Origin of the sequence: Streptomyces sp. NPDC002130 (assembly GCF_040296465.1) — a bacterium.
GTDB lineage: Bacteria > Actinomycetota > Actinomycetes > Streptomycetales > Streptomycetaceae > Streptomyces.
The window spans coordinates 1-12,645 of the sequence record NZ_JBEOXI010000234.1 but is presented as its reverse complement, the minus strand read 5'-3'; the positions used below and the strand labels follow the sequence as shown (position 1 = coordinate 12,645).

Genomic DNA, 12,645 nt, shown 5'->3' with positions numbered 1-12,645 from the left:
GGTGCTGACGGGCACCGGCCTGGTGGCGGGGGTGCTCTTCGCGGTCGCGGTGAGCGTGATGCCCGCGCTGGTCGCGATGTCCCCGGAGCGGTACCTTCTTCGGCTCTGCGTCCGTCTTCGCCTCGGTCGCCTCGTCGGCCGGCTCATCGGCCGTGTCCTTCTTGCCGAGGTCGACGGCCTTGTCGTCAGCGGGGGCGTCGGCGGCGGAGTCGCCGGTCTCGGTGAGGGAGGAGGCGTCGTCCGGGACGATGTCGGCGTCGGACTTCAGGTCGTGCTCGACGCCGTGGACGATGCGGTTGTACTCGTCGTCCGTGAGGACGGCGCCGACGGCGTTCTTGGCGAAGAGGAGTTCGACGCCGGGACCGGCGTCGACGAGGACGGTGTCCTCGTTGACCTCCTTGACCGTGGCGTACATGCCCCCGATGGTGCGGATGCCGCTGCCGGGCTGCATTTGGTTCCGCATGTCCACGGCCTGCTGCTGCTTCTTCTTTGCCGATCGGGTCATCAGGAACATGGCCCCGATGAGCACGATGAACGGGAGGAGGGTCAGGAGACTCACGGGTCGGTACTTCCTTCACACGACCGCGCTGTGAGCGGCCAGATGGTTGGGGGTGTGTACGCCGCCGTCAAAGGCGGCATCGGCGGAGTCTAAGCGAGTCCGCGCGCATGGAACAACGCTCAGCATGGCACCGGGGTTCCTGGTCCGGCCAGTGACCTCGCCGCGACCTCGCCGCCCCGGGGCCGTGACGGTCCCGTCACGCCCCGAACAGGTCCTGTTGTCCGTTTCCGGTGGTCTGGGAGCGTGGCGGGGTGAGGCCGAGATGCGCCCATGCGGCGGGCGTGGCGACCCGGCCGCGGGGGGTGCGGGCCAGCAGTCCCTCCCGTACGAGGAAGGGCTCGGCGACCTCCTCCACGGTCTCACGTTCCTCACCCACCGCGACAGCGAGCGTGGAGAGGCCGACCGGGCCGCCGCCGAACAGCTTGAGCAGGGCTTCCAGCACACCCCGGTCGAGGCGGTCGAGGCCGCGCGCGTCCACCTCGTACACCGCGAGGGCGGCCGCCGCGATGTCCCTGGTGATCAGCCCGTCCGCCTTGACCTGCGCATAGTCGCGGACGCGGCGCAGCAGGCGGTTGGCGATACGGGGCGTGCCGCGCGAGCGTCCGGCGATCTCGGCGGCGCCCTCCGGCTGGACCTCGACGTCCAGGAGGCCGGCCGAGCGGTGGATGACCCGCTCCAGTTCGGCCGGTTCGTAGAACTCCATGTGGGCGGTGAAGCCGAAGCGGTCGCGCAGCGGGGGCGGCAGCAGGCCGGCCCGGGTGGTGGCACCGACCAGGGTGAAGGGGGGCAGCTCCAGGGGAATGGCCGTGGCGCCGGGGCCTTTGCCGACGATGACGTCGACGCGGAAGTCCTCCATGGCCATGTACAGCATCTCCTCGGCGGGCCGGGACATGCGGTGGATCTCGTCGAGGAAGAGGACCTCGCCCTCCTGGAGGGAGGAGAGGATCGCGGCGAGGTCGCCGGCGTGCTGGATGGCGGGGCCCGAGGTGATGCGGATCGGGGCGCCCATCTCGGCCGCGATGATCATCGACAGGGTGGTCTTGCCGAGGCCGGGGGCGCCGGAGAGCAGCACGTGGTCGGCCGTGGCCCCGCGCGCGCGTGCCGCGCGCAGCACGAGGTCGAGCTGCTCGCGGACCTTCTCCTGGCCGATGAACTCGTCCAGGTCCTTGGGGCGCAGGGCTGCCTCGACGGCCTGGTCCTCACGGTCGGCGACAGAGTCCACCAGCCGCTCGCCGGCGGTGGTGTCGGTCGTGTCGTCCCAGTTCATAGATGTGCCTCAGAGGGTCGTGGATCAGCGGGCTCGGTTCAGCGTCTGCAGGGCCGCCTTCAGCAGCTGCCCCACCTGGGGCGTGCCCTCGACGGCCTCGGCCTGCGGGGTCACGGCGGCGACGGCCTCGTCGGCCTCCCGGGTCGCGTAGCCGAGGCCGATCAGAGCCGCGTGCAGCTGGTCGCGCCAGCCGGTGCTGACCGGTGCGCCGACGGCGGGTGCGCCGACCGGTGCGCCGAGCCGGTCCTTCAGCTCCAGAAGCAGCTTCTGGGCGCCCTTCTTGCCGATGCCGGGGACGGCGGTGAGGGCCTTCTCGTCGCCGGTGGCGACGGCCCGGCGCAGCGCGTCCGGGGTGTGCACGGCCAGCATCGCCTGGGCGAGTCTCGGTCCCACGCCGCTCGCGGTCTGCAGCAGCTCGAAGACCTGCCGCTCGTCGTCGTCCGCGAAGCCGTACAGGGTCAGCGAGTCCTCCCGTACGACAAGGGAGGTGTGCAGCTTGGCGGGCTGGCCCATGCGGAGCGTGGACAGCGTGTTCGGCGTGCACTGGACGGCCATGCCGACGCCGCCGACCTCGACGACCGCGGTGTCCGGTGCGAGCGCGGCCACTGTGCCGCTGACGAAGGCGATCATGCCGTCCGGCCTTTCGGTGCTTGTGCGGTGTGCAGGGCGACGGCCTGCTGGAGTCGGTTCTGCGCGGGGGCGCGCCAGATGTGGCAGATGGCGAGGGCGAGGGCGTCGGCCGCGTCGGCGGGCTTGGGCGGGGCGCTGAGCCGGAGCAGGCGGGTCACCATGGCGCCCACCTGTGCCTTGTCGGCCCGGCCGCTGCCCGTGACGGCCGCCTTGACCTCGCTCGGGGTGTGCAGCGCCACGGGGATCCCGCGGCGGGCGGCACAGAGCATGGCGACGGCGCTGGCCTGGGCGGTGCCCATCACCGTACGCACGTTGTGCTGGCTGAAGACGCGTTCCACGGCGACGAACTCCGGCCGGTGCTCGTCGAGCCACTGCTCGATGCCCTGCTCGACCGCCACGAGACGGTGGCCGAGGTCGGCGTCGGCGGGCGTGCGGACGACGCCGACGCCCAGCATCGTCAGCGGCCGGCCCGCGACCCCCTCGACGACGCCCACACCACACCGCGTCAGTCCGGGGTCCACCCCGAGTACGCGCACCCGCCCCTCCTTCGATCAGCTACCGCTGGGCGGTACCCCCAGTTCGTGCAGGTTATCGGGTACCGCTGACAATGCGACGGGCCGACGGGTGTGTCCCGTCGGCCCGTTGAGCCCGTGCAGCTCTCGCGGCGTTACGCGTCGACCTTCTCCATGACCTCGTCGCTGACGTCGAAGTTGGCGAAGACGTTCTGCACGTCGTCGCTGTCCTCGAGCGCGTCGATCAGCTTGAAGATCTTCTTGGCGCCCTCCTCGTCCAGCTCGACCTGGACGGACGGCACGAAGCTGGAGTCGGCGGAGTCGTAGTCGATGCCGGCGTCCTGGAGGGCGGTGCGGACCGCGACCAGGTCGGTGGCCTCGCTGATGACCTCGAAGGACTCACCGAGGTCGTTGACCTCCTCGGCGCCCGCGTCCAGGACGGCCGTGAGGACGTCGTCCTCGGTCAGCTCGCCCTTGGGGACGATGACGACGCCCTTGCGGCTGAACATGTACGACACCGAGCCCGGGTCGGCCATCGAGCCGCCGTTGCGGGTCATGGCGACGCGGACGTCGGAGGCCGCGCGGTTGCGGTTGTCGGTGAGGCACTCGATCAGCACGGCCACGCCGTTCGGGCCGTAGCCCTCGTACATGATCGTCTCGTAGTCGGCGCCGCCGGCCTCGAGACCGCCGCCACGCTTGATCGCGGAGTCGATGTTCTTGTTCGGGACCGACTGCTTCTTGGCCTTCTGGACGGCGTCGTAGAGCGTCGGGTTGCCCTCGAGGTCGACGCCGCCCATCCGCGCCGCGACCTCGATGTTCTTGATCAGCTTCGCGAAGAGCTTGCCGCGCTTGGCATCGATGACGGCTTTCTTGTGCTTCGTCGTGGCCCATTTAGAGTGGCCGGACATCTGCCTGTCTCCTTCGCGTAACCCATCTCAGCAACGAACGCAGGAATCCTACAAGGACTCGGCTGTCCGCTTCCCCCGCACCATGTCGACGAACAGGGCGTGGACGCGGTGGTCGCCGGTCAGTTCCGGGTGGAACGACGTGGCCAGCGCGGAGCCCTGGCGGACCGCGACGATGTGGCCGTCGTGCTCGGCGAGCACCTCGGCGCGGGCTCCGACGGACTCCACCCAGGGGGCTCGGATGAAGACGCCCTCCACCGGGTCGCCCTCGACGCCCTTGACGCCGACGGCCGCTTCGAAGGACTCGTTCTGCCGTCCGAAGGCGTTGCGGCGCACGATCATGTCGATGCCGCCGATGGTCTCCTGGCCCGAGCGCGGGTCGAGGATCTTGTCGGCGAGCAGGATCATGCCGGCGCAGGTGCCGTAGACGGGCATGCCGTCCCGCACACGCGCGCGGAGGGGCTCCATCAGGCCGAACAGGACGGCCAGCTTGGAGATGGTGGTGGACTCGCCGCCGGGGAGGACGAGGCCGTCCACCTCGGCGAGCTCTTCGGGGCGCCGCACCGGCCTGGCCACGGCATCGGCCGCGGCCAGGGCGACGAGGTGCTCCCGTACGTCACCCTGGAGGGCCAGGACGCCTATCACGGGGGTGTCGCTCATGGATTCCTGTGCCTTACCAGCCGCGGTTGGCGTAGCGCTCGGCCTCGGGGAGGGTGTCGCAGTTGATGCCGACCATGGCCTCGCCCAGGTTGCGGGAGGCGTCCGCGATGATCTTCGGGTCGTCGTAGAAGGTGGTGGCCTTCACGATGGCGGCGGCGCGCTTGGCGGGGTCGCCGGACTTGAAGATGCCGGAGCCGACGAAGACGCCCTCGGCGCCGAGCTGACGCATCAGGGCCGCGTCGGCCGGGGTGGCGACACCGCCGGCGGAGAACAGCACCACGGGGAGCTTGCCGAGCTCGGAGACTTCCTTGACCAGCTCGTACGGGGCGCGCAGCTCCTTGGCGGCGGCGTACAGCTCGTTGTTGTCGTAGCCGCGCAGGCGGGCGATCTCGTTCTTGATCTGGCGCAGGTGGCGGACGGCCTCGACGACGTTGCCGGTGCCGGCCTCGCCCTTGGAGCGGATCATGGCCGCGCCCTCGGCGATGCGGCGCAGGGCCTCGCCCAGGTTGGTGGCGCCACAGACGAACGGTGTGGTGAAGGCCCACTTGTCGGAGTGGTTGACCTCGTCGGCCGGGGTGAGGACCTCGGACTCGTCGATGTAGTCGACCCCGAGGGACTGCAGGACCTGGGCCTCGACGAAGTGGCCGATGCGGGACTTGGCCATGACCGGGATCGACACGGCCTCGATGATGCCCTCGATCATGTCCGGGTCGGACATGCGGGCCACGCCGCCGTCCTTGCGGATGTCGGCCGGGACCCGCTCCAGGGCCATGACGGCGACGGCGCCCGCGTCCTCGGCGATCTTCGCCTGCTCCGGCGTGACGACGTCCATGATGACGCCGCCCTTGAGCTGCTCGGCCATGCCGCGCTTCACACGGGCGGTACCGGTCTCGGGAGCCTGGTTTTCGGAGATGGACACGGGTGACCTCGCTGAGGGGAAAGGGGGTTTCTGCAGCACTGAGGAAACGTGAGAGAACCAGGCCACAGCAAGGGCCAATGCGAACGCCGTGGATCCTTTTGCGGCGGGCGGCCGGGAAACGCCGGGTGAACGGGGCTCAGGCCGCCCGGTCCACCAGGGCCGCCGGAGGCTCGTCGTCCATTTCGAAGGCCATCGGGAAGGGCGCGTGACCGGCCAGGCGGAACCAGCGCACCTTGCGATGCCGGCGCAGGGCCCGGGCCGCGCGTACGGCGTCGTTGTGGAAGCGCCGGGCCATCGGCACCCTGCGGACGGCCTCGGTGAGTTCCCCGGCCGCCTCCTCTCCCCCGGGCGCCTCCCGCACCGCCTCCACCTGCGGGGCCTCTCCGAAGACGGCCCGCAGCGCCTGGCTCAGTTCGCTCTCGGCGACCTCCCGCTGGTCCTCCTCGGCCTGCCGGGCGGCGTGTGCGGCCTCGTACAGCACGATCGAGGCGGCCGGGTCGAGGACCCCCGAGGTCGCCAGTTCCTGCGCCACCGAGGCCCGGCGCAGCAGCTGCGCGTCCAGGGCGGCCCGGGCGGCGTCGATCCGGGCGTGGAGACGGTCTAGCCGGCCGGCGGTCCAGCTCAGGTAGAGCCCGATCGCGACCAGGGCGACGGCGATCCAGATGAGAGTGGTGGTCACGGGCGGCAAGGCTAGCGGCACGCGCGGTCTCGCCGTTCACCCCGCCCCGCCCGTGGCCGGCCGCCGGCCCGGTGCCGGTCCGGCGTCAGTCCCGGGCGAACCCCAGCCGCCCCCACAGGCCGGTCGTCCGCTCGTCCTCGGCCACCGCCGCCGCTCCTGCCGTGACCGTCTCGTAGACGGACAGGATGTCCGCGCCGACGGTCGACCAGTCGAAGCGCCGTACGTGGGCACTGCCCCGCGCACGCAGCTCCGCCCGCCGCTCCGGGTCGGCCAGGAGCCGTACGGCCGCGTCGGCCAGGGCGTCGGCGTCCTCGTTGGGGAACAGTTCGCCGGCCGCTCCGCGGTCCAGGACCTGGGCGAAGGCGTCCAGGTCGGAGGCGAGCACGGGGGCTCCGGCGGACATGGCCTCGACGAGGATGATGCCGAAGCTCTCGCCGCCGGTGTTGGGCGCGAGGTACAGGTCGACGCTGCGCAGGAAGCGGGCCTTGTCCTCGTCGCTGACCATGCCGAGGAACTCGACGCGCGAGCGCAGCTCGGCCGGCAGGGACTCCACGGCCTCCTCCTCGTCACCGCGCCCGGCGACCAGCAGCCGGGTCTGCGGGCGCGCGGCGAGGATCTTCGGCAGGGCCTTCATCAGCACCGGGAGTCCCTTGCGGGGCTCGTCGATGCGCCCGATGAAACCGATGGTGTCGCCCTGCCACTCGGCCTTGGGCTCGGCCTCGGCGAAGAAGTCGACGTCGACGCCGTTGGGGATGACGACCGCGTCGCCGCCGAGGTGCTCCACCAGCGTGCGGCGGGCGTACTCGCTCACCGCGATGCGGGCGCTGATCTTCTCCAGGGCGGCCTGGAGGATCGAGTACGCGGCGATCATCGCGCGGGAGCGCGGGTTGGACGTGTGGAACGTGGCGACGATCGGCCCCTGGGCTGCCCAGCAGGTCAGCAGGCCCAGCGACGGCGAGGTCGGCTCGTGGATGTGGATCACGTCGAACGCGCCGTCGTGCAGCCAGCGACGCACCCGGGCGGCGCTCAGGAAGCCGAAGTTCAGCCGGGCCACCGACCCGTTGTACGGCACCGGCACCGCGCGTCCGGCCGAGACCACGTACGGCGGCAGCGGGGTGTCGTCGTCGGCCGGGGCCAGGACGGACACCTCGTGGCCGAGGCGGATGAAGTACTCGGCGAGGTCACGGATGTGGAACTGCACGCCGCCCGGTACGTCCCAGGAGTACGGGCAGACGATACCGATTCTCACGGGCGCCCCTTCGTGGGGTCGAGGTCCGCGAGCCACAGGCGCTGCAGCATGTGCCAGTCCTCCGGATGGTCGGCGATCCCCGTGGCGAAGGCGTCGGCCAGCGCCTGTGTCATGACGGACGTCTTCTCGGCGCGGGTGCCCGTCTCGGGGACCTCGACGGGCGGGTGGACGCGGCCCCGCATCACGGGCGAGTCGTCGTACCAGAGCGTGACGGGCAGCAGCAGGGCGCCGGTCTGCTGGGCGAGCAGGGCGGGTCCGGCCGGCATCCGGGCGGTGTCGCCGAAGAAGTCCACCTCGACGCCGGAGGCGGACAGGTCGCGGTCGGCGACCAGGCAGACCAGGCCGCCGTCGCGCAGCCGGCGGGGGGCCCGCAAGCGCACGGGTGTTAGCTAGTGACCGGAACTCACCCGGGGTGCCGGCCACGGTGACCGGGCGGAGTGCGCGGTCCGCCGGGTAGACGTAGAGACCGTGCTTGCAAGGCCGGTACGACCACCCTGCGGTAGCGATCGCCTTGATCACGGTGTCCCATTCACGGCTGCGTTTGGTCATCGCTGTTCTCCCCGTTCGTCCTCGTCGCCCATGCAGGAAAGGACGAGTGAGGGTTCGATTGAGGTTCGCGGACCGCGCGGGGTGATCCGTCTGCGGGAACCTCGGTCAGGCGATGCCGACGGACTCCCGCTGCCGGAGGCAGCCTCTGACACAGATCGCACCAAGGCGCGCAACGGGTGTCGCTCAGCGCAGGATGCGCACGGATCGGTGTTCATGACGGCGGTGGGCTTCCCGCTGCGCGAACCGCACGGCACCGTCACTCGTCACCACTGCATGTACGGCCCGCCAACAGCAGGCCCCACCGGCAGGAGAGACCATGACCACCACCGCCACCGCACAGACCGCGGCACCCACCCTGTGGGCCACCATCGTCAAGCGGATCACCCTCGCCACCATCGCCGTCGCGGTGCTACTCGGCGCCACCCTCGCCGCCACCGGCACCGCCTCGGCGGCGACCCCCCGCTGCGGTGACGGCCGCTGCGTCATCTACCTCGACAAGCAGGAGACCCGAGACTTGGGCAACGGCCGCGCCCCGAAGCTCCCCGGTGGCCTGCCCTGGCAGATCAACGTCAGCTACACCGCGCTGGCCAAGGGCCACCAGCTGATCGCCCGCCAGTACGCCAACCGCGGCTGGTGCTCCGCGTTTCTGATGTCCGTCCGCCCCTGGGAGAACCAGGGTTACACCGGCTACAAGTGCTGACCCGGCAGTAAGACCCCCGGACGCCGGGGCCGGTCGCACTCTGTTGCGGGGTGCGACCGGCCCGGGCCGTGCACCGGTCCGCCCGTGCTGCACACCGCAGCAACCGCTCTTACGCACCATCCCCGTCGCGAACCCGAACGTGGCATCAGTCGTCAATACCTGGAGAGCCAGGGGCAGTGCCGGTGAATCGGCATGCACACGGCGAACCGAGTTCATAATTCATCCGTCACTACTGACACACCACGCAAGCGACCGACATCGAACACAGACCCCGCAGAAACAGCGTGGGCGTACGGAGGAGCGGATACATGGACGACCCCCATCAGCCAGACCCGACGTCAGGTTTCCCCCGAGTGCTTCCCCGGACGGGGAAGCATTCGCAGATCGACCGCGCCTACATCGAACTCGTCGGAGAGCCGCAGAGGGACCTCCTCGCCTTCGCGATGACGCACGCGCTCAAGCTGACCCGCGGCAACCGGGCCGACGCCGAGGACCTCGCCCAGGACGCATACGTAAAGCTCATCGGATACACCTTCACCCGACCGGTCAACGGACGGGCCTTCCTCACGCGCGTGCTGACCAATCGGCACATCGACCTGTATCGGCGGCGGCAGACACAGAAGGCTGTTCTGGGGGTCAACACCGGCTTCGAAATCGCCCTCGACGACCTCTCGTCCGACCACGTCACCCGCGACGTCGCCGAGGGAGTGGTGTTCTCCACCGAGATCCGTGTCCACATCGGAGTCGTGATCGACTCCTACCCCGACGCTGAACAGCGCCCCCACCTGTGGGCCCTGCTTGACCTCGACGACGGTGACCTCCGGCCCCTCGAGCAGGTCGCCGCCGTTACCGGATTGAGCCTGTCAAAGGTCAAGAAGCTCAGCTCGTGGCTCAAGACCCGACTGCAGGCCGCCTTGGCTGAGCTGGCCCCGAATCGACCGTCGACCGCACCCGACGCCCCCACCCTCTAAAAAGTAGGAAGAGACAACGATGACGAACTTCGACAACGACCCCGGACGTCTGGCTGCCGAGGCCGAGGCGTTGCTGGCGCTGATCGACGCCGAGCTGCACGCCGACGACCCCGACCACACTCTGATGCCTTCCGACGAGGAACTGCTGGCGATGACCGAGCGAGCTTTCACCCGGGCCAGCGCGATCGTCGAGGCACAGGAGGCCATCGGGGACGCCCGGATCGACGACGACACCCTCGCCGATGTCCTGGCGACCTGGACCGCCGAACTTGGACTGGTGTCCTCGACCCGCGCGGCCGCGACCGCCGACGAGGGCCGGCTATGGAAGGTGCGGGTGACCGACCCCGACCTGGTCACCGCGATCCTCGGCGTCGACGCGGTCGGCCCACTGTCGCTGACTGTATCCGATACCCCGGTGGCGGACGGGACCGCGGTGAGCGTGACGTTGCCGCTGCGCAGCACCCCTGACCCAGGTATCACGCTCCTCGCGGTGATCGACTACGGCGACGGTGCCCGCATCCGGATTCCGCTGTACCAGGTCGATCGTGGTGAGGCCGCCGCGCAGATGGGTCTGGCCGAGCTGTCCGGCAAGGCGATCCTGCCTGCGAGCATCGAAGCCACCCACCCGGTGCTCACCCTCTCGGTGCTGGCCGGCCCCGCGTGAGCATCGACGCCGCGCCTGGCGCCACCTGGGGGGAGGTACTCGACCAGGCCCGCACGGGCACCGATCCCGACCGCGCCGAATCCCTGCTGACCGCGATCATCGCCGCGGCCCTGGCACTGTCCCCGGAGTCGATCCACGAACGTCGCGTCGGCGGGTTCCCGCCCGGCGTCCCGAGTAAGAGCATCGTCCGCTCCGCCGCACAACTGCTGCTCGACCTCACCTCCGTGTCCCACACGGCGCGATCGCACGTGCGACGGGCGCTGGCGTGGACGCAACTCCTGCGATTCCCGCAGCAGAAGGTGGTCACCGCTGTCGCGCCCGGAGGTGAAATCATCCAGGCTGTCGAAAACTGCCGGCATGCACTCACCGAACTCGGCGACCACGGCGACCCTGTCGATCGGGCCATCGTGGAAATCCAACTCGCCCGATACCTCCGCAGGGTGAATCAGCCGCACGACGCCATCGCTGCCCTGACACACATTCAGCCGGGTGACCGCCAGATCGTCGGCGACGAGGTACGACCTCGAATCCTCCGCGAAGCACCGTTTCTGGGTGACTTCCTCGTCGAGAAGATCGGATTCAAACGCGCAGAGTTGCTCTGCAACGCGTACCGCGACGTCAGCCTCGTCGAGCATTCGATGCGGCAGGTCGAGATTGCCCGCGAACACGCCCGCCGATACGCCGATGCCGACCCAACCAATTTCACCTATACCTGGCTGTTGGAAGGGCATCTGCACCGCCGCAGTCGAGACGTGCACGCCGTACTGCGGATGGAGAAGAAGTCCAGGGACCTGGCGGCGCAGTACCCGCAGTCCTCGACTGCCCGGCGTCATGCCAATACCCAGGCGAGCGCGAACGCGGACCTGTTCCAGGACTTCAGCCGAGCACAGGAGTTCCGCTATCAACGGCTGCAGAACCGTCTGAAGGACGATCTCGGGATAATGTTCGAGGGGCAGCCGTCGATCGAGGAATTGATGGGTTGCGTGGCGCACTACCGTCAGCTCAACTCGAAGGCCGCGATCACCTGGCTGGGGAACATTGCCTGGGCCATCACCTCCGGCTACGTCCGATCGGGTGACACCGCCGTGGATCCACAGATCAGGGCCTACGCGGAAGGCCTCCTGGATGTGGCGGAAGCGGCGTGGGATGGTTTCGCCGGAAATGGTGTCAGCTCGCTTCTCTACGGTCGAGCACGGTTGGCCTTGATGTCGGGTGACGCCCCGACCGTCGAGTTGACCACGGACCTGCTGACCGCGAGCCGCAATGCCTACCAATGGGCAACGGCCCAGAATGCGCTCACCTCCGCAGTCCGGCATGGGGTGGCCGGCAGCGACGAGGTACGTCATCGCCTCGACGAACGGCTCGCCGAGTTCGATCTAGGAACGAGTTACGTCGCCCACGCGAAAACCCTTGGCCTGTCAGCGGAGTGGTGGTGGCGCGCCGCCGCCACAGGCATCGACATCGACTGGGTGCGGGTCGAGACCGAAGCCCTCACCGCCACGGAGATGCTACGTATCGAGGGAGTGAGCCTGGCCCCGGAATCGGAGGCGACCGCGTGGATGGCCGCTGCCCGCGCGGTGGCCGAGACCACACCGGATGAACAGACCGAACGATTGCGACGGCTTCTACGCGGGATCGGGTGCGTCACCGAACTGATGCTCACCATCGCCACCACCATCGACCGCCGCCGGATCGCGGAAAAGTTCGCCGCCTTGTTCACCGACGCGGCTGATCTGGCTGTCACCCTGGGCGATCACGAGGCGGCCGACCTGATCATGGAAGCCGTCCGGCGGGACCGGGTGGGCCTGCTTCTGGCCGAGTTGGCCCGCAACCGCGACGTCGACACCAACATCCGGGCCGCGGCACTGGCCGTGCAGGACGCCGGCTCTGCCACCGTCGACTTGAGCGGCACGAACCCCGACGAGGACACCAAAGGGAAGGAGAACGGGCGAGGGCTGCGGGGCCGATCCAACGAGATCGCCGTCGATCGGGCCGCCGCAGTCAAGGCCGCCGAATCGGTCCTCGGCCCCCTGTCGGCTCTGGCCGACTCGTCCCATCTCTACACCGCCACCGCCACCGCTGTTCTTGACCGCCGTGGCCTGACCGCCGTCCCCACCGCCGTCCTCCAGCTCCTCCCGCTGTCTCGCGGTACCGACGCAGTCGGCTCCGGCGGTGAGTGGGTGCCGTTACTGCGAAGGGTCACCATCTCCATTTCCGGAAGGCCCACGGAGCAGTTCACCGATCGAGTCGAGGTCGCCCGGCTGACCCTCGACCTGCATCCCGGCGACGACGACACGTTCGAATGGCGGGAGAACTACACCCCTCCCCCGCACCGCCGTCGCCCCATGCCCGAGCTGGAGCAGCGCGGCCTCCGTCGCCCG

The 12,645-nt window shown here is 69.7% G+C and carries 12 protein-coding genes and 2 pseudogenes; 4 read left to right on the top strand and 10 right to left on the bottom strand.

The window, feature by feature from the left end:
• Positions 1 to 94: 94 nt before the first annotated feature.
• The 10 genes and pseudogenes from yajC to ABT116_RS32650 all read right to left on the bottom strand — a co-directional run.
• Positions 95 to 559: pseudogene (gene yajC, locus ABT116_RS32695) on the bottom strand (preprotein translocase subunit YajC); the annotation flags it as partial.
• A gap of 196 nt (positions 560 to 755) precedes the next feature.
• Complete coding sequence (gene ruvB / locus ABT116_RS32690) at positions 756 to 1,826, bottom strand: Holliday junction branch migration DNA helicase RuvB (RefSeq protein WP_351641185.1); 1,071 nt, start codon at positions 1,824 to 1,826, stop codon at positions 756 to 758.
• A gap of 24 nt (positions 1,827 to 1,850) precedes the next feature.
• Positions 1,851 to 2,456, bottom strand: coding sequence for a Holliday junction branch migration protein RuvA (gene ruvA, locus ABT116_RS32685; protein WP_351641183.1), 606 nt, complete (start codon positions 2,454 to 2,456; stop codon positions 1,851 to 1,853).
• A complete protein-coding gene (ruvC, locus tag ABT116_RS32680) occupies positions 2,453 to 2,992 on the bottom strand; it encodes a crossover junction endodeoxyribonuclease RuvC (protein ID WP_351641181.1) in 540 nt (179 codons plus the stop codon). The genes ruvA and ruvC overlap by 4 nt, the downstream gene beginning before the upstream one ends.
• Before the next feature lie 131 nt (positions 2,993 to 3,123).
• Positions 3,124 to 3,876, bottom strand: a complete 753-nt coding sequence (locus ABT116_RS32675; protein ID WP_003988987.1) for a YebC/PmpR family DNA-binding transcriptional regulator — start codon at positions 3,874 to 3,876, stop codon at positions 3,124 to 3,126.
• Between the two features lie 48 nt (positions 3,877 to 3,924).
• A complete protein-coding gene (pdxT, locus tag ABT116_RS32670) occupies positions 3,925 to 4,533 on the bottom strand; it encodes a pyridoxal 5'-phosphate synthase glutaminase subunit PdxT (RefSeq protein ID WP_351641179.1) in 609 nt (202 codons plus the stop codon).
• Between the two features lie 13 nt (positions 4,534 to 4,546).
• Positions 4,547 to 5,452, bottom strand: coding sequence for a pyridoxal 5'-phosphate synthase lyase subunit PdxS (pdxS, locus tag ABT116_RS32665; RefSeq protein ID WP_031139038.1), 906 nt, complete (start codon positions 5,450 to 5,452; stop codon positions 4,547 to 4,549).
• Between the two features lie 136 nt (positions 5,453 to 5,588).
• A complete protein-coding gene (locus tag ABT116_RS32660) occupies positions 5,589 to 6,131 on the bottom strand; it encodes a LemA family protein (protein WP_351641176.1) in 543 nt (180 codons plus the stop codon).
• Between the two features lie 85 nt (positions 6,132 to 6,216).
• Positions 6,217 to 7,380 (bottom strand): glycosyltransferase family 4 protein, encoded by a 1,164-nt coding sequence (locus ABT116_RS32655; RefSeq protein WP_351641175.1) that lies wholly within the window; start codon positions 7,378 to 7,380, stop codon positions 6,217 to 6,219.
• Positions 7,377 to 7,742, bottom strand: a pseudogene (locus tag ABT116_RS32650) (LpxL/LpxP family acyltransferase); the annotation flags it as partial. The gene ABT116_RS32655 and the pseudogene ABT116_RS32650, both read right to left, overlap by 4 nt.
• Before the next feature lie 503 nt (positions 7,743 to 8,245).
• On the opposite strand from ABT116_RS32650, the gene ABT116_RS32645 reads away from it, so the two are divergent.
• From ABT116_RS32645 to ABT116_RS32630, 4 genes are all read left to right on the top strand, one after another.
• The gene (locus ABT116_RS32645; RefSeq protein ID WP_073513678.1) at positions 8,246 to 8,629 is read left to right on the top strand and encodes a hypothetical protein; all 384 of its coding nucleotides are present in this window, start codon (positions 8,246 to 8,248) and stop codon (positions 8,627 to 8,629) included.
• A gap of 308 nt (positions 8,630 to 8,937) precedes the next feature.
• Entirely contained in the window at positions 8,938 to 9,600 is a 663-nt protein-coding gene (locus ABT116_RS32640; RefSeq protein ID WP_125053153.1) for an RNA polymerase sigma factor, read from the top strand.
• Positions 9,601 to 9,619: 19 nt separating this feature from the next.
• The gene (locus ABT116_RS32635; RefSeq protein ID WP_073513676.1) at positions 9,620 to 10,264 is read left to right on the top strand and encodes a hypothetical protein; all 645 of its coding nucleotides are present in this window, start codon (positions 9,620 to 9,622) and stop codon (positions 10,262 to 10,264) included.
• On the top strand, positions 10,261 to 12,645 hold a 2,385-nt coding region (locus tag ABT116_RS32630), incomplete at its 3' end, for a hypothetical protein (protein WP_351641172.1). The genes ABT116_RS32635 and ABT116_RS32630, both read left to right, overlap by 4 nt.